Below are 16,163 nucleotides of genomic sequence, written 5' to 3' on the forward strand. Positions count from 1 at the left end.
TCAGCTCGCCCAGCGGTCGGCGTGGCGGTGCGGAGCGGTCTCGGCGTCGGGCCAGCCGTTCAGGTGCACGACGTCGCCGTGCGTGTCGACGAGGCGGGCCGGCATGCCGCGGCGGGTCAGCCAGTCGATCGCACGGCGCCCCTTGACGATCGCGGCCGTCGAGAGGGTGTTCGCATGGAAGCAGTCGGGCGCCGCGACCGTGACGCTCCGCCAGACCGGGGGCACCGGCAGGCCGAGCCGCGGGTCGAGGATGTGGTGCACCTGGCGGCCGTCATGCACCCACCGGCGCTTCTGCGTGCTGGAGGTGGCGACCGCGAAGCCGTCGGAGACGGTGATGCGCGACACCGGGTCGTCCGCGAGATCCTGCACCGTCACCTGCCAGCCGTCGCCCAGCGCCCGCCCGGCCGTGGCGATGTCGCCGCCGAGGCTGACGAGCACGCCGCAGTGCAGCTCGGAGGCGATCGCCGTCGCGCAGAGGTCGGCGGCGACGGCCTTCGCCGTGGCGCCGAGGTCGAGTCGAAGGGGCGCAGGAACTGTCAGAACCCGCCCGTCCAGCCGCACGCGCGACCAGCCGGGCTCGCGCGGCACCGCCACCGAGATCGAGAACGACGCCTCGTCGCCGTGCTGGGCGCGGGGCAGCATCCTGACGTCGCGGTCGTAGCCGAGGCCGTCGAGCACCCCGCCGAGCGTGGGGTCGACGTCGCCGTCGGTGACGCGGGCGGCGAGCAGCGCCTGGTGCACGAGCGCCGCCAGCATGTCGCTGACCTCGACGCCCTCCCCGGGGCGGTCCTGGATCCGCCGGACCTCCGAGTCGGCGCGGAACCGGCTCGCCGCCATCTCGACGTCGGCCAGGATCCGGTCGGCGATCTGCCGGGCGCGGGTCAGCGCCACGGCGTCCGTGACGACGATGCGCGCCGTCGTGCTCCACAGCGGCCACTCGGTCGCGGCCGTGAGGGTCGTGGCCGCCTGCGGGGAGTACTGGGTCATGGCTGGTCCTTCCGTCGGGACCTCCACTGTCGCGGCCGCACCTTTCGGCCTGCCCTGTCGTCGCCCTGCGGTTCTTATGAGGACCCGGAATGCGCCCTGGGCGCCAGTGGCCTACTGTTGCACGCACCATCACGAACAAGGGGGATCACATGAGCGACGCACGGACACCGGACGACGACGGCAAGCCGGCCTACCAGAGCGGGCCTCCGGCAGGCGGAGGACAGCCGCCGGCATACGGACAGGGCTCCGGCCAGCCGCAGGGCTACGGGTCTCCGCAGCCGTACGACGGGCAGCAGGGCTACAACCCGGGTGCCGTGCGCCAGGGCACCTCGCCGATGGCCATCGTGGGGTTCATCCTCGCCTTCCTCGGCGTGCTCAGCGTCGTCGGGCTCATCCTGTCGATCATCGCGTTCCGCACCGCGCCCCGCGACGGCCGGCCGCGTGGCCTCGCCACGGCCGGCATCATCATCGCGAGCGTCGTGCTCGCGCTCACGATCATCGGCGGGATCATCGGCGGCATCGCCATCGCGGGCGTCGCCGCCAAGTGCGCCGACCTCGGTCCGGGCACGCACCAGGTCAACGGCGTGACCTACACCTGCTCGTAGCCAGCCTCCTGCAGGTGGCGAGACTCCAGATTTGGCCCGTGATCGGCCCCGCCGAGGGGCCAACGCTGGAGTCTCGCCGTGCCCGCGGACGGCCTTGGGCTAGGAGCCGGACGACGTCGCGTCGGAGGAGCCCGACGACGTGCCGCTGCTGATGCCGGACGACGAGCTCTCGGACGAAGAGGTGTCCGACGGCTCGGCGGAGGCTGACGCTGACGCCGAGGCGGACGCTGACGCCGAGGCGGACGCCGACGCCGACGACGAGCTCGACGGCTCGGCGGTGGCCGAGTCGGTCGCCGTCGACGAGGTCGACGACCCCGGCGCGGTCGCGGCATCGGCCGACGCGCCGGCGCTCTGGTTGAAGACGGCGATACCGCTGACGGCAGCGATGACGACGCCGACGGCCCCGACGGCGGCGGTCACGGCGCGGGCGTTGCGGATCCCTCTGGCGCGGATGTTCATGCGGCCCTCTCGGTTCGTGGCTTCCTGACGTGTCAACCATCGGGGCCGCGGCTTTCGACGGGCTGGACGCCGGCGATGCGATTGCCCTGCGCCCGCACAGACGACCGGGCCCCCGCAAGAGCGGAGACCCGGCCGACCGTACTGACCTGTGCCCTACTTGACGGCCTTGACGACCTTCGCCACGCCACCGGTCGAGAGCACCTTCACGGTGCCGTTCTTGGTGACCTGGACGATGGCGCTGGTCGCCTTCGCGAGGTTGAGCCGCTCCCACGAGCCGGTCGCCTTGCGGGTCTGGTCGAGCGGGAAGCCCGAGGCGATCTCGGTCTGGGCGAGCACCGAGGTGCGCTGGGCGTCCGTCAGCGTCGGGTAGGCCGTGAGGAGCAGGCTGCTCGCGCCCGCCGGCACGGACGCCGCTGCGCCGGTGGCGCCCGTCTTCGGGAAGGCGTACGTCAGGCGGTCGGTGTAGACGTTGACGGCCGAGCGGCGGTCGGTGACGATCTGCGCGGTTCCGCCGGGCATCTTCTTGCCGCCGTAGGGGTTGTCGGCGTACGACTTCTGGGTCTTCAGCGTCTTGGCGAGAGTGGTGTGCGTCTGCGACTTGATGTACGCGACGAGCTCCGCGCGGGCGGGAGCGATGACGCCCTTCACGTAGGCGGCGTCCGACATGCGGGTCGCGAGAGCGGCCTCGCCCGAGATGCGGCCTCCGACGATGTCGAGCGGGTAGTGCACGCCGAGCACGATGCGGTTGTTGCCGGCCTCGGAGGTGCGGGCGAGGATCTCGGGGGCGAGCTCGGGCAGGAGCTCGGCCAGCGAGAGTCCGGCCTGGTAGGCCGTCGTGGTGTGACCCGACGGGTACGAGCCGCCGGTGCAGATGCCCACGGTGCCGTAGCCGGCCGACAGGGCGACGTCGCTGTTCGAGAACTCGTGCGTCGCGTCGACCGTGTCGGCGACGCGCTTGATCTTCAGGTTTCCGGCCGCGTCGGCGTAGCTCTTTCCGGTGCGGTTGCTCTGCACTGACGACGCGTTCACCGTCGCGGGGGCGCAGCCGGCGGCGTCGCCCGACACGGCGGTCGAGCTCGCGTCGCTGGGGAGGTAGGGGCGCGGGTAGCTGAAGGCGGCCTTCGGCACGCTGGTGCCGACGTAGGCGCCCGAGGTGCCCGTCGACGAGTTGACCAGCGCGGTGGTCAGCGGCAGGTCGCCGCTGACGGTGCCCTTGACGTAGAGCTTGGAGATGACCGAGCCGAGGCCGTCGGCGATCGAGACCGACTGGTCGTAGGCGGTGCCGTCGCTGGTCTGGTACTCCGAATTCTGCAGGGCGCGGAACTGCTGCTTCGCCGTGGCGTTGTTGTTGATCCAGACGGCGAGCCTGTCGTTGAGGGCGAGTGTCGCGTTGTCCTCGACGGAGCCGTGGAGGTCGTTCTTGCCATCGGAGGTCCAGAACTGGTTGTAGCCGGTCAGCAGCGGGGTGAGCGCCGGTGCCGTGGTGTCGCTGGGGTACGTGGTCGCGGCGGTGGCGGCGATCGGGGTCGCGACGAGGGCGACGGCGGCCAGTGCTGCGACGGCGGCCGTGCCGACGGCTCGGCGGGTGGGGCGAGTGCGCATGTTCTTCTCTCTGATCTCGGCGGAGGGTGCCGAGAGCAATTTAGGAAGCCCGGATAACGAACAGGGGTCACGAAGGTGAACAACCTGCGCAGCCTGCAAAACGGCAGAGGGCGCAGGAACTGCCGCCGCCCCTCCCGAACCGGCAGGCTACGCCGCGTCGACCCGCCCCGCCGCCCGCGACCGCTGCCAGAGGCCGAGCATGCCCCGCGCGTTGTGAGTCATCGCCATGTAGTGGCCGATGATGCCGAGCAGGAAGAGCACGAATCCGACGCCCACGAACACGCGGTACACCGACGGCACCGCCATTCCGACCAGCATCAGGAACAGCCCGACGAACAGCAGGGTGGTGCGGACCTTGCCGATGAACGAGACCTTCACGTCGGGGGCGCCGTTGAAGGCGGCCACCGCCCAGATCCCCATCAGGACGTCGGGGATCAGAAGGATCACGACCGTCTGCCACGGGACGATCTGCGCGGCGACGAACGAGACGCCGACGATCAGAACGGTGAGGCGGTCGGCGACGGGGTCGAGCCACGCGCCGAGGACGCTGGTCATGTGGAAGCGTCGGGCGACGAACCCGTCGACGAAGTCGCTGAGGAAGACCACGAGGAGCACGACGATGGACGCCCAGTAGTGCTCGAGCACGAGCAGGATTCCGAACACCGGCAGCAGGAGGATCCGCACCGCCGACACGGCGTTCGGGATCGTCCGCCATTCGTCCTGCTGGAACAGCCGGTACCGCAGCGAGCCGATGACGCCCTTGGCCGGCGGCATGGTGCCGGCTTCGGCGCCGTTGCCGATCACCGCGCGCTGATCGTCGGCGGGCGCGCGCTTCTGCACGATGCGCACGATGATGACGATCACCGCGACGACGAGGACCGCCCCCAGCACCAGCCAGCCGGCCGAGCCCAGGTACTTCTGGATCACGTCGAGCGACGACCGCACGAGGTAGCCGATGCCGACGTAGAGGGTCGACCAGGTCAGGGCGCCGAGGAGCGAGGCCGGAAGGAAGGCGAGGTAGGGCACCTGGGCGACGCCGGCCGCGGCAGGAGTGAGAGTCCGGACGACCGGAACGAGCCGCGTCAGGAAGACCGCGAGGGCGCCGCGCTTCTCGAGCACCCCGACGGCGCGGTCCCAGTTCTTCGTGCCGAGCTTCTGGATCAGCTTCGTCTCGCGCATGCGGGGGCCGATCCGGCGGCCGATCGTGTAGCCGACATGGTCGCCCAGCGATCCACCGACGGCCACGACGACGAGCATCACGAGGACGGCGGGGACCGACTCGAACGTCGCCGCCAGGATCGTCACGACGGTCTCGCCCGGAACGAAGAAGCCGAGGCCGAGCCCCGACTCGAGGAAGGCGAACGCGAATCCGAGGCCCCAGACGAGCGTCGTCGGCAGCTGGCTGGCCGAGTCGGTCAGCCACTGGATGAAGTCGCCGAAATCCTGCATGCGACCTATGGTACCGATCGTCGCGGGCGCATCCGGTCCACCGCGACGGAGGCCGCCGGCGGCACCTGGTCGAGGTGACGACTCCGGATTCCGACGATTGTCGGCCACCCGGCTGTCGCACTCGCCGTACCTTTGAACGACGGCCACGAGAGGACCCAACATCGAACACGTCGACACGCTGATCGTCGGGGGCGGCGCGATGGGCTCCGCCACAGCCTGGGCCCTCGCCCGACGCGGCCGCGAGGTGCTCCTCGCGGAGCGCTTCGAGCCCGGCCACGCGATGGGCGCCTCGCACGGCGAGTTCCGCAACTTCAACGTCGCCTACTCCGAGCCCGACTACGTGGCCATGCTCGTCGAGGCACGACGCCTCTGGGAGGAGCTCGAGGCCGCCTCGGGCGCCGAGCTGCTCGACCTCGTCGGCCTGGTGAACCACGGCGAGGGCCCGGGCAACGGCGACGGCGAATCGCGGGCCTCGTTCGACGCGGTGCGCGCGGCGCTGGCCGGGACGGGCGTGCGCTCCGAGTTCCTGCGCCCGGAAGAGGCGCACGAGCGGTGGCCCGGAATGCGGTTCGACACGCGCGTGCTGTTCTCGCCCGACTCCGGCCGCGTGCGCGCCGATGCCTCGGTCGCGGCGCTGCAGCAGGTCGCGACGTCGCTCGGCGCCGAGGTCAGGCACGCGACGCGCGCCGTCGACATCCGAGTGGCCGACGACCACGCCGACGTCGACCTCGAGACCGACGGGCGGGTCGTCACCGTGCGAGCCCGGTCGCTCGTCGTCACGGCCGGCGCCTGGACCGAGAAGCTGCTCGGCGACCGGATCCGGCTGCCGCGACTCGTCGTCACGCAGGAGCAGCCCGCCCACTTCGCCCTCAGGCCCGCGCTCGGGGGCGACGCCTGGCCCTCGTTCAACCACCTGCACGACCGCTCGAGCGAGTCGGGCGACTACTGGTACTCCGACGTCTACGGCATGCTCACGCCCGGCGAGGGCGTCAAGGTCGGCTGGCACGGCACCGGACTGGTGACAGACCCCGATGCCCGCACCTTCGAGTCGGAGCCCGTGCAGCTCGAAGCCCTCCGGCGGTACGCGGCGGACTGGCTTCCGGGCGTCGACCCCGACGACTTCGCCGAGATCAGCTGCACCTACACGTCGACTGACACGACCGACTTCGTGCTCGACCGCGTCGGCCCGGTCACGGTCGGCGCCGGCTTCTCAGGGCACGGCTTCAAGTTCACGCCGACCGTGGGCCGGATTCTCGCCGACCTCGCGACGGCGGGCGATCGCCCGCCGTCGCGCTTCGCGCTGGCGCGCTAGCTACTTCCGGCCGAGCACTCCGAAGCGGAACCGGTTCGAGGCGTCGAGCGTCGAGTCGATGCCGGTGATGTCGGTCCCGGAGACGGCGACGAGCTTGCCCTGCAGCAGCGGCAGCGTCGACAGCACCTCGGCTGCCCGGGTCTGGGCCTCCTCGATCAGGGTGGTCCGCTCGGCGGCGTCGGCCTCGACCTTCTCGCCGGCGATCAGCTCGTTGAGCTTCGCGTCGCGCGCCCCGTTGTTGATGAAGGCGGGCGACGAGGCCGGGTCGTAGATCACGTTGAAGTAGTTGTCGGAGTCGGGGTAGTCGGCCGACCAGCCGAGCTGGAACTGGGGGTACTCGGCCGCCGCGATGTCTTTCAGGTACTGCTCCCACAGGGTCGACTGCGTGGTGGCGGTGAACAGGCCGGAGGCGTTGAGCTGATCGGCCAGCTCGGAGTACTCGTCCGACGACGAGGCGCCGTAGTGGTCGGTGTTGAACTGCAGCTTGACCGGGACCTTCGCCGTGATGCCGGCGGCCTTCAGCACGGCCTCGGCCTTCGCGACGTCCGGGCCGCCCTCACCGTCGCCGTAGGCGGTCTTGTAGGCGTCGGTCGCTCCGGCGAGGCCCGCCGGGATCACCGAGTAGAGCGGCGAGAAGGTGCCTTTGTAGACGTCCTTCGCGATCGCGGCCCGGTCGACGACGTCGGCGACGGCCTGGCGGACGGCGAGGGCCTTGGCCTTGTCGGCGTCGGATGACTTCGTGCCGAACGCCATGGTGTCGAAGTTGAAGACGACGAAGCGCATGTCCGAGCCGGGCCCCGTGTGGATCGTGACCTTGGAGTTCTTCTGGAGCGACACGATGTCGGTCGGCGAGAGGGCGCGCGAGGCGATGTCGACCTTGCCGTCGGCGACGTCGAGCCTGAGGTCGGTGGCGCTCGTGTAGTACGTGACGAGGATGTTCTTCGTCTTCGGCGAGCCGAGGACGCCGTCGTAGTTCGTGTTGGCCACGTAGTCGGCGATCTGCGACGGGGTGTACTGCTTGAGGCGGTACTGCGCCGAGAAGGGGTTCCCCGCGACGATCGTCGCGTCGGCGGTCAGCTTCGTCGCCGAGAAGACGTCCTCGTCGACGATGAAGCCGGCGGGCGAGGCGAGCACCTGCGGGAAGAGCTGGTCGTCGCCCTCCTTGAGCGTGAAGACGACCGTCGTGTCGTCGGGAGCGGCGACGCTCTCGACGTTCGACAGCAGGGACGACGGGCCGTTCGCGTCTGCGATCGAGATCATGCGGTCGAACGAGAACTTGACGTCGGACGACGTCAGAGCGTGGCCGTTCGAGAACTTCTCGCCCGAGCGGAGCTTCACCGTGTAGGTCGTCGGCGTCGTGAACTCGGCCGACTCAGCCAGGTCGGGAACCGGCGTCGTCGTGCCCGGCTTGAAGTTGAGGAGCTCGCCGTAGACGTTGGTCTGGATGGCGAACGACCCGGTGTCCCACGAGCCGGCGGGGTCGAGGGCGGTCACCTTGTCGGTGGTCCCGAGAGTGATGGTGTCGGACGAGCTGTCGTCGACGGAGTCGGAGGAGACGCTGACGCAGCCGGCGAGGACGGCGAGAAGCGCTGTTCCGACGAGGGGGACGGCGAGCCGGGACTTCAGTCGCATGAAAGGGCCTATCGATCGGTGGTGGGGAGGTGTGCCTGCTGTGGCGAGGTGGATCAGTCGGTGAACGCGTGCGCGACGCGGTCGCCCTCGGACGCGATGAACGCCTCGATGGACTCCTCGGTCGGGAAGTCGGCCTGCGGGAGGCGGTCCAGACGGAAGGCCGCGACGTCGGCGACCGGGTCGTCGGAGCCGGTGACGATGTCGGCGAGGAGCCGGCCCATCCCGGGTCCGTTCATGACGCCGCTCTCGTTGTCTCCGCCGAGCGCCCACAGGCCGTCGACACCCGGGACCTCGCCGACGTAGCCGCGGCCGTCGGCGGTCCAGACGGGCTGACCCTGGATGACGGTGACGACCTCGACATCGGCGAGCGCCGGGAACACGCGCTCCATCACAGGCTGGTGCGCCCGGAGGGCGTCGACGAGCACGTCGGCACGGGGGCGTCCGACGGCGACTCCGGTGTCGACCCCCGAGGCGCGGAGCAGTCGCGAGCTCCGATAGCCGGGGCCGGCACCCCACGAGAACGACCCGTGCAGGTTGCGGAGCCACATCGGCCCGAGGTCCCGGCTCTGGATCGTCGGCATATCTGCGGCGAGCCCGGCATCCGCCGTGACGAAGCGGGTGGCCACCATCGGCAGCAGCGGGAGCCGGGTGCCGAGGGGTTCGAGCAGAGCGTTCAGCCACGCTCCACCTGCGAGGACGACAGCCTCGACGGGGAGGTCGCCGACGGACGTGCTCAGGAGGGAGACACGCCCGTCGGCCGTCTGGAGGGCGGTGACGCGGGCACCGTAGACGATCCGCACGCCTTCCGCCTCGAGCAGCGCGGTCAGGACCTCGACGACGCGAGAAGTGGTCACCTGGCCGGCCCTGGGCATGAAGACGCCGCCCGTGATCGCGGCGCCGTCCACCGCGCCTCCGGTGATGCTCACGACGTCGGCGGCGCTCAGCACCCGGGTGCCGGGATCGGCCAGGGGATGACCGGCGATTCCGGCCGCCGACTCCGCGAGGAAGGACTCGGTGGTCGCCATGACGATGTTGCCGTGCTCGCCGAACTCGATGTCGTGGCCGTCGGAGTGGAGCCGCCGGTAGAAGTCGAGCGAGTAGTGCGAGATCGGCACCGCGAACGTGCCGCCCCGGCGGCTCTCGTCGGCGGCGGCAGGAAGCACGAACCCGGCGCCCGCCGGCGTCGTGCCGTGGAGGGCGGGCCCGGCATCGACGACGGTGATCTCGCGATAGCCCGCGAGATGGAGGTGCCAGGCGGCCGAGAGGCCAAGGATGCCCGCGCCCACGACGTGCACAGAGCCACGAGCCGCGGCGGCAGGGTTCGGTTGATCGATGGGCATGCTCGATGCTATTCGGCGGCCGGAGCCCAGTCGGTCGGCACCTGTCGCGGATGTGCGGTCGCCACCTCGACACGTGTCGCGACCGGTCGCGGTCAGCGCCGCCGCGAGTACTGCGTCAGCAGCATGCCGTCGGCGTTCAGCACGTGGTCGAGCGTCATCGCCCGCAGGTCGATCGGCGCGGCGCCGGCGGCGCGGTGCGCGATCCGGGGGCCGGAGCCGCCCTCGAGCGCCGGGCTGATCGTGAGGCAGAGCGCGTCGAGCACGTCGGACTCGATCAGGGCGCCGAGCAGCGACAGCCCGCCCTCGCAGTGGATCTGCGTCAGGCCGCGATCGACGAGCACCTCGACGAGACGCCGCGGCTCGACCGTGTCGTCGCCGCAGTCGACCACGTCGGCCACCTCGGCGAGCGCCGCACGCCGATCCGCGTCGGCCGAGGCGGCGGTCAGCACGAGCGGTCGCACCGGCGCCTTCGCGAACACGTCGGAGGACGGGTCGAGGTCGAGGCGCCCCGTCACGATGGCGAAGGCGGGTTGGGGCGCGAGTTCCTGCGTCCGCCGCCACTGCTCGGCCGACGCCGGCAGGCGCATCGCCCCGTACCCCTCCGAGCGAATCGTGCCCGCAGCCACCACCACGACGTCGCAGAGCTGCCGCAGCAGGTCGAACACGCGCTTGTCGGCCGGGCCGCCGAGCGCGCCGGAGAGCCCGGACGCCGTCGCCGACCCGTCGACGCTCGCCACGAAGTTCGCGCGCAGCCGCGGCACGGAGCGGTCGGCCGGCGCGTACAGCGCCAGCAGGTCGTCGTCGCTCAGGTCGTTCCCCGGTGTCGGGAACAGCGCGTCGATCACAGGTTGTGCACCGGGTTCGCCGGCTCGCGCCAGCCCAGCACGGCCTCCACCATCCGCATGGCGTCGACGGACTCGCGCACGGCGTGCATCCGCACGATCCGGGCTCCGAGCATCGCGCAGACGGTCGCCGCGGCGATCGAGCCGGCCAGCCGCCCAGGCTTCTCACGCTCGAGCGACTCGCCGATGAAGTCCTTGTTCGACACGGCGGCCAGCACCGGCAGGCCCAGCGTCGTGAACTCGGCCAGCCGGCGCGTCAGCTCGAGGGTCTGCACCGTGCTCTTGTTGAGGTCGTGCCCGGGGTCGACGATCAGGCGCTCCTCGGGGATCCCCCGCTCGAGAGCGAAGTCGACACGCCCGCGCAGGAACTCCGCCACCTCTCCGCCGATGTCGTCGTAGTGCGGGCGGGGCACCGGCTGCCGCGGCGCCGCCAGCGAGTGCGTGACGACGAGGGTGGCGTCGCTGGTCGCGACCACGTCGGCGAGGCGCGGGTCGGCGAGGCCGGTGGTGTCGTTGATGACGCTGGCGCCCGCCGCGATCGCCGCCTCGGCGACTTCCGGTCGGAACGTGTCGACCGAGATCACGACATCCGACTGCTGTGCGAGGGCCTCCACCACCGGCACGACGCGCTCCGCCTCCTCGGCCGCTGAGAGCTCGGGCCCCGGAGCGAACTTGACGCCGCCGATGTCGACCCAGTCGGCGCCGGCCGAGGCGGCTGCGACCGCCGCCTCGACGGCACGGTCGAGCGCGAACGTGGCGCCCTGGTCGTAGAACGAGTCGGGCGTGCGGTTGACGATGGCCATGACGGCGATCTGGCGGTCGAAGTCGAAGGTGCGGCGGCCGATGCGGCGGACCGGGGTCGAGATCGCCGGCAGCCGGAACCCGGGCGCGGCCTCGAGCGAGGTCACTCGGCCCCCTGGCCGATGAGGGCGATGGCCTCCGCGCGACCGGCGGGGTCGCCGAGCACGCCGCGGCTCGCCACCGTGACCGTCGAGCTCTGCGTCTGCCGCGAGCCGCGGGTCGTCACGCAGCCGTGGACCGCGTCGAGAACCACGAGGACGCCTGCCGCGTCGACGGACGACGCCAGCGCGTCGGCGATCTCCTCGCCCAGGCGCTCCTGCAGCGTCGGGCGGGACGCGAGCGTGTCGACCAGCCCGGGGATCTTGCCGAGCCCGACGATCTGCGTGCCGGGCACGTAGGCGACGTGCGCGACGCCCAGGAACGGCAGCAGGTGGTGCTCGCACACCGCCCGGAACCGGATGTCGCGCACGATGACGAGCTCGCCGAGCTCGCCGGCGTCGGCGGGGACGACACTGGCGCCCATCAGGGCGCCCACGTCGACCCCGAGCCCGGAGAAGAACTCCTCGTAGGCGTCGGCGACGCGGCGGGGAGTGTCGGCGAGGCCGGGCCGGGCGGGATCGTCGCCGATCGCGCTCAGGATCTCGGCAACCGCCGCCTCGATTCTCGGCCGATCGAACTGTCGCGTCATCTCTGCGCTGTACCCCTCCGCGTACCCCGGTGCTTCGGGGTGCTCGGGCGGAACTTTACCGCGCGGTGCCGACAGCGACCGGAGCGTCCCCTCACGACTCGAATCGGTCGAGCGTCAGCCACAGGTGCAGCGCCAGTCGGTCCCTGCCGCGGTCGAGGCTGAGACCGGTGGCCTGCTCGAAGCGCGCGACGCGGTAGTAGAGCGTCGACCGGTGCAGATTGAGCTGGTTCGCCGTGACCGATGCGCTCCCCGCGTTGTCGAGGTAGGCGAGGAGCAGGGCGCGGGTGTCGCCGCTCTGCTCTGCCAGCAACGTCGCGAACGGCTCCGGAAGGACCTCGAGGTCGATCCCGCCTGGCGTGATGGCCGCGACGAGCGCGCTCGCGCCGAGGCGGGACCACAGCCGGAGCGGCTCGGCGTCCGCGCGTGCGGCCCGAACGGCCACGGCGGCCTGCCGAGCGGAGAGGTGCGCCTCGTCGAGCGCGGTCACCACTCCGCCGACGCCGACGGTCGACCCCTCGGCCACGTCCGGGTCGGTCCGGGCCAGGGCGTCGCGGATCCGCGCGCCCACGATCTCGGCGTCGCCATCGGCGGGGACGGCCGACCAGCCGATGAGGGCGGCGGCTTCCCGCTCGCCGACGGCGACGGCGTAGGTGCCCGGCGGACGCGTCGCGAGCCCGGCTCGGAGGCCTCGCGACAGGGAGGCCGACAGCGCCTGCCTCGCCGCCGACGGATCCGGACCCGGCTCGACCGCGATCCGCACGACGCTCACCGCCGGGAGGGTGTCGATGCGGCCCAGATCGCCGCCGTCTCCGGCTCGGACCGCGTCGAGGGCGGCGGACCGCTCGGATGCCGACGGCGAGACGAGAGCGCGGACGAGCCTCTGCAGGTGGCGATCGACGCCGGCCCTGGTCTCGGCGTCGCGCGACAGGCGGGCCTCGAAGCGCGCCGCCCCGTCGGCGATGAGCGACAGCTGGTCGTCGGTGAGGTCGCCGTCGTCGATGACCCACAGGAATCCGAGAAGCTCGAGACCGGTGCGCAACGGCACGCACCAGCGGGTCGCGAACGGGTCGTCCGGGGTGCCGGCCACGTGACCCGGGGTCCGCCACGACGGGACGCCGAGGCGGTGCAGGTGCGAGGCGACGCCGTCCGGCACGCGCCGGTCGACCAGCGATTTGAGCCGGAGGTCGTCCTCGTCGCCGAAGTGGGCGCTGGACCGGACGAGGCGCAGCTGAGCGTCGTCGACCGCCACGGACCGCTGGATGCTCAGCGCGAGGGAGTCGACCATCGCCTGCAGGTCGTCGTCCACCCGTCAAGGCTAACCAGCGGCCGTCGAGCGCCTGCCCGTGTGACGCCGCCTTACGCCGAAGCCGGGCTCAGCCCCGGAGCCGCGCTCAGCGCCCGAGCCGCGATCAGCGCCCGAGCACCAGCTCGTCGAGGAACCCGCCCGAGAACTTGCCGTCGGGGTCGTGCTTCGCGACGAGCGCGCGGAACTCCCCGAGCCGCGGGTAGCGCTCTTCGAGCTCGGACGCCGACACCGTGTTCACCTTGCCCCAGTGCGGGCGCGGGGTGAACGGCCGCAGGACCTCCTCGATCTGCGGGATCAGCTCGGCGACCTCGTCGACGTGCTTCGCCCAGGTGAAGTGGATGCAGAGCGAGTCCTGCCCCTGCGTCTCGCTCAGCCAGAAGTCGTCGCCGGCGACGGCGCGCAGCTCGGTCACGAGCAGGTGCGGCTGGATCTTCGCAGCCAACGTCCGCACCGCCTGGATCGCGGCGGCGCCCTCGTCGAGCGACACGAAGTACTCCGTCTGGATCTCCTCGCCGTTCGAGGGATTCCGGTCGATGCGGAAGTGCGGCAGCCGGTCGACCCAGGGGCCGACGGAGCCGTCCATCGGAGTCGTGTTGTCGTCCTCCGACACGAAGGCGACGCGGTTGTCGTTGTGCTTGCCGCCGAACAGCTCGTCGGGCATCTCGACGTCGTCGACGCCCTCGGGGATCCTGGTCTTCACCCACATCTGGGTGATGTCGTCGCCGTAGACGGTGAACAGGCTGACGCTGTACGCGCAGCTCATGATCTCCCGCAGTCCCGCACCCTCGAGCGACGACCACGGCACGCCGAGGTAGACGTCCTGGCGCACGCGGTAGCTCGGCTCGACGTCGAGCGTGACGCGGCTCACGATGCCGAGCGCGCCGAGGTGGATGACGCTGCCGGCGAAGTCGGCGTCGCCGCGGGTGACCGTGCGGACCGACCCGTCGGCCGTGACGAATTCCAGGGCGCGCACGGAGGTCGCGAGCGACCCGTGCGCCGCGCCTGACCCGTGGGTTCCCGTCGCCGTCGCCCCGCCGACGGAGATGTGCGGGAGCGAGCCCATGTTGTGCAGAGCGAGGCCCTGCCGCTCGAGCTCGGTGGCGACGACGGCGTAGCGGGTTCCTGCGCCCACTGCGACCGAGGTGCGGTCGTCGCTGACGACGATGTCGGCGGGGATGTCGATCGGCGACACCAGGACGCCGGGCCCGTCGGCGACCGCGTTGAACGAATGGCGTGTGCCCAGTGCTCGCACACGGGGCTCGGCGGCCACGATCGTGCGCAGCTCGTCGACGGATGTGGGATTCAGGATGCGCGAGGCACCGTACACGTGAGTGCCGGCCCAGTTCTGCTCGCGTTCGGCGGTGAACGTCATGCGGAGACTCTAGCGGGAGTGAGCGCTCACATCACCAATTTGTTCTAACTCGCAACAATTGGTCAGCCCCGAGGGGTGAACGCTGCGTAGACGCTCGCGATGTCGTCGCCGCCGTGGCCGTCACCCGACGCCGCCGCGTACGTCGCGGCGAGGGCATCGAGCACGCGCGGCTCGACTCCGGAGCCCCGTGCCGCCTCGCCGATCAGGCTGAGGTCTTTGCGCAGGCCGTCGAGTGCGAACGACGGCGGGAACTCCCCCGACAGCATCGACTCGCCCTTGACGTGGGCGTACGGCGTGTCGGTCGCACCGCCCTCGATCGCGCGCAGGAACTGCCCGCCGTCGAGACCCAGGGCCTCCGCCAGCGCGATCGACTGCGCGATCCCCGCCGTGACCGTCGCGACCCAGGCGTTGGCTGCGAGCTTCAGCGCCGTGCCGTTGCCGACCCGGTCGCCGGCCACGACCGTCTTCGCACCCATGGCGTCGAGCACCGGCTGCACCCTCTCGAGCAGCGCCACGTCGCCCGCCGCCAGCATCACGAGCTTGCCCGTCTCGGCCGGCTGCTTCGTGCCGAGCATCATGGCCTCGACGAGCGACACGCCCGCGTCGTCGGCCGCGGCGACCACTCGGTTCGTGCCGTCGAGGCCGATCGTCGACGCCTGCACCCAGACGGCGTCGTCCGGGACCGCGCCGGACGCCTCAGCGAGCACGCTCAGCACGCTGTCCGCATCGAACAGGATCGACAGGATCACGTCGGCGCTCGCCACGGCCTCCTCCGGGGACGCCGCCACGGTCGCGCCCTCATCGGCCAGCGGCGCCGCCTTCTCGGCCGACCGGTTCCAGACGGTGACGTCGAACCCCTCTCTCAGGAGCGTGCGAGCGACGCCGAGACCCATGATGCCGAGACCGAGAACAGTAACCTTCATGCACTCGACGCTACGCGCCAGGGCTGGCCAGAACCTTGCGGAACCTCAGGTAGCTGATCTGCTCGTAGTCGCCGTCGAGGTCGAACAGCGGCTCGTAGCCGAGGCGCAGGTAGAGGCCGAGCGCCTCCGGCTGACGCGCACCCGTCGTGAGCTGCGCGGTCGTGTAGCCGCGGGCCAGCGCCTCGGCCTCCAGCACGGCCATCACCCGGCGGGCGAGGCCGCGGCGGCGGTGGTCGGGGTGGGTCCAGACGCGCTTCATCTCGACGGTGTCGCCGTCGACGCGGATGAAGGCCCCGCCGGCGACGGCGCTGGTGGGGGTGGTCGTGGGGGCGGCGGGGGTGGTCGTGGCGGCGGCGTCCGCGGCGGTGTCGGGCGCGGCGTCGCCAAGCGCAGGGTCGGCCGGCGCGACCTCGGTCAGGATCAGGAACGCGCCGCCGTGCTCGGGCGTGAACAGCTCGACGGGGTAGCGCGTCAGCTCCGCCGACGACGGGATGCCGTCGTTGGGCTCGTAGCGCGCGTCGTAGTCGCGGGCGAGGTCGTCGACGAGGGGGCGGGCGAGGGGCGCGTCCGCGGTCGTCCACACCACGGCGAAGGCGTCGGGGCGCGGGGCGTCAGGCGTCGGGGCGGCGGGCGCGGGCATGCCGCGACGGTAGCCGCGGGGCCCGTGCGCGGTCAATTCGTGTTGCGCTCCGTGCCGCCCGCCGCCCGCGTGGGTCCTCATCAAAGGACGCCCTGCGCGCTCACAAGGACTCCGCCGTCCAGCTGCACGCCCCACAAGGCAAACCGCCGCAATCCGCCCGCCCCACAAGGACGTCTACCCAACACTTCCTTGCGAGCTAGCGCGC

The 16,163-nt window shown here is 71.6% G+C and carries 15 protein-coding genes; 2 read left to right on the forward strand and 13 right to left on the reverse strand.

The window, feature by feature from the left end:
• On the reverse strand, positions 1 to 987 hold the full coding sequence (locus AC3CBB_RS12885) for an FAD:protein FMN transferase (RefSeq protein ID WP_488624898.1): 987 nt from the start codon (positions 985 to 987) through the stop codon (positions 1 to 3).
• Between the two features lie 149 nt (positions 988 to 1,136).
• Between AC3CBB_RS12885 and AC3CBB_RS12890 the strand changes: the two genes are divergently transcribed.
• Positions 1,137 to 1,592, forward strand: coding sequence for a DUF4190 domain-containing protein (locus AC3CBB_RS12890; RefSeq protein ID WP_123505621.1), 456 nt, complete (start codon positions 1,137 to 1,139; stop codon positions 1,590 to 1,592).
• A 99-nt stretch (positions 1,593 to 1,691) separates the two neighbouring features.
• On the opposite strand, the gene AC3CBB_RS12895 is transcribed toward AC3CBB_RS12890, so the two are convergent.
• The 3 genes from AC3CBB_RS12895 to AC3CBB_RS12905 form a co-directional block, all read right to left on the reverse strand.
• Positions 1,692 to 2,051, reverse strand: coding sequence for a hypothetical protein (locus tag AC3CBB_RS12895; RefSeq protein WP_488624899.1), 360 nt, complete (start codon positions 2,049 to 2,051; stop codon positions 1,692 to 1,694).
• A 153-nt stretch (positions 2,052 to 2,204) separates the two neighbouring features.
• Positions 2,205 to 3,653 carry a phosphatase PAP2 family protein gene (locus AC3CBB_RS12900; RefSeq protein ID WP_488624900.1) on the reverse strand — a complete coding sequence of 483 codons (1,449 nt, stop codon included), beginning with the start codon at positions 3,651 to 3,653 and terminating at the stop codon, positions 2,205 to 2,207.
• A gap of 147 nt (positions 3,654 to 3,800) precedes the next feature.
• Positions 3,801 to 5,102, reverse strand: a complete 1,302-nt coding sequence (locus tag AC3CBB_RS12905; protein WP_488624901.1) for a CDP-alcohol phosphatidyltransferase family protein — start codon at positions 5,100 to 5,102, stop codon at positions 3,801 to 3,803.
• Positions 5,103 to 5,283: 181 nt separating this feature from the next.
• Here AC3CBB_RS12905 and AC3CBB_RS12910 point away from each other — a divergent pair, with 181 nt between their 5' ends.
• Positions 5,284 to 6,414, forward strand: coding sequence for an FAD-dependent oxidoreductase (locus tag AC3CBB_RS12910; protein WP_488626747.1), 1,131 nt, complete (start codon positions 5,284 to 5,286; stop codon positions 6,412 to 6,414).
• Here AC3CBB_RS12910 and AC3CBB_RS12915 read toward each other — a convergent pair whose 3' ends face one another.
• From AC3CBB_RS12915 to AC3CBB_RS12955, 9 genes are all read right to left on the reverse strand, one after another.
• Positions 6,415 to 8,046 carry an ABC transporter substrate-binding protein gene (locus AC3CBB_RS12915; protein ID WP_488624902.1) on the reverse strand — a complete coding sequence of 544 codons (1,632 nt, stop codon included), beginning with the start codon at positions 8,044 to 8,046 and terminating at the stop codon, positions 6,415 to 6,417.
• Positions 8,047 to 8,099: 53 nt separating this feature from the next.
• Complete coding sequence (locus AC3CBB_RS12920) at positions 8,100 to 9,386, reverse strand: NAD(P)/FAD-dependent oxidoreductase (protein ID WP_488624903.1); 1,287 nt, start codon at positions 9,384 to 9,386, stop codon at positions 8,100 to 8,102.
• A gap of 92 nt (positions 9,387 to 9,478) precedes the next feature.
• Complete coding sequence (locus AC3CBB_RS12925) at positions 9,479 to 10,231, reverse strand: pyrimidine reductase family protein (RefSeq protein ID WP_488624904.1); 753 nt, start codon at positions 10,229 to 10,231, stop codon at positions 9,479 to 9,481.
• Complete coding sequence (gene folP / locus AC3CBB_RS12930; protein ID WP_488624905.1) at positions 10,228 to 11,136, reverse strand: dihydropteroate synthase; 909 nt, start codon at positions 11,134 to 11,136, stop codon at positions 10,228 to 10,230. Before folP ends, AC3CBB_RS12925 begins: the two co-directional genes overlap by 4 nt.
• Positions 11,133 to 11,717: a GTP cyclohydrolase I gene (gene folE, locus AC3CBB_RS12935; RefSeq protein ID WP_488624906.1), complete on the reverse strand. Its 585-nt coding sequence runs from the start codon at positions 11,715 to 11,717 to the stop codon at positions 11,133 to 11,135. Before folE ends, folP begins: the two co-directional genes overlap by 4 nt.
• A gap of 91 nt (positions 11,718 to 11,808) precedes the next feature.
• Complete coding sequence (locus AC3CBB_RS12940) at positions 11,809 to 13,023, reverse strand: PucR family transcriptional regulator (RefSeq protein ID WP_488624907.1); 1,215 nt, start codon at positions 13,021 to 13,023, stop codon at positions 11,809 to 11,811.
• 103 nt (positions 13,024 to 13,126) lie between these two features.
• Positions 13,127 to 14,395 carry a D-arabinono-1,4-lactone oxidase gene (locus tag AC3CBB_RS12945; protein WP_488624908.1) on the reverse strand — a complete coding sequence of 423 codons (1,269 nt, stop codon included), beginning with the start codon at positions 14,393 to 14,395 and terminating at the stop codon, positions 13,127 to 13,129.
• A gap of 62 nt (positions 14,396 to 14,457) precedes the next feature.
• The gene (locus AC3CBB_RS12950) at positions 14,458 to 15,318 is read right to left on the reverse strand and encodes an NAD(P)-dependent oxidoreductase (protein WP_488624909.1); all 861 of its coding nucleotides are present in this window, start codon (positions 15,316 to 15,318) and stop codon (positions 14,458 to 14,460) included.
• 10 nt (positions 15,319 to 15,328) lie between these two features.
• Positions 15,329 to 15,958 (reverse strand): GNAT family N-acetyltransferase, encoded by a 630-nt coding sequence (locus tag AC3CBB_RS12955; RefSeq protein ID WP_488624910.1) that lies wholly within the window; start codon positions 15,956 to 15,958, stop codon positions 15,329 to 15,331.
• Positions 15,959 to 16,163 lie beyond the last annotated feature (205 nt).

Source organism: Frondihabitans sp. OV104, assembly GCF_057787745.1.

Bases quoted from the DNA above. Each gene is read 5' to 3' on its own strand.
- AC3CBB_RS12885 (WP_488624898.1), bottom strand. From the start codon at position 987: ATGACCCAGTACTCCCCGCAGGCGGCCACGACCCTCACGGCCGCGACC.
- AC3CBB_RS12890 (WP_123505621.1), top strand. From the start codon at position 1,137: ATGAGCGACGCACGGACACCGGACGACGACGGCAAGCCGGCCTACCAG.
- AC3CBB_RS12895 (WP_488624899.1), bottom strand. From the start codon at position 2,051: ATGAACATCCGCGCCAGAGGGATCCGCAACGCCCGCGCCGTGACCGCC.
- AC3CBB_RS12900 (WP_488624900.1), bottom strand. From the start codon at position 3,653: ATGCGCACTCGCCCCACCCGCCGAGCCGTCGGCACGGCCGCCGTCGCA.
- AC3CBB_RS12905 (WP_488624901.1), bottom strand. From the start codon at position 5,102: ATGCAGGATTTCGGCGACTTCATCCAGTGGCTGACCGACTCGGCCAGC.
- AC3CBB_RS12915 (WP_488624902.1), bottom strand. From the start codon at position 8,046: ATGCGACTGAAGTCCCGGCTCGCCGTCCCCCTCGTCGGAACAGCGCTT.
- AC3CBB_RS12920 (WP_488624903.1), bottom strand. From the start codon at position 9,386: ATGCCCATCGATCAACCGAACCCTGCCGCCGCGGCTCGTGGCTCTGTG.
- folE (WP_488624906.1), bottom strand. From the start codon at position 11,717: ATGACGCGACAGTTCGATCGGCCGAGAATCGAGGCGGCGGTTGCCGAG.
- AC3CBB_RS12945 (WP_488624908.1), bottom strand. From the start codon at position 14,395: ATGACGTTCACCGCCGAACGCGAGCAGAACTGGGCCGGCACTCACGTG.
- AC3CBB_RS12950 (WP_488624909.1), bottom strand. From the start codon at position 15,318: ATGAAGGTTACTGTTCTCGGTCTCGGCATCATGGGTCTCGGCGTCGCT.
- AC3CBB_RS12955 (WP_488624910.1), bottom strand. From the start codon at position 15,958: ATGCCCGCGCCCGCCGCCCCGACGCCTGACGCCCCGCGCCCCGACGCC.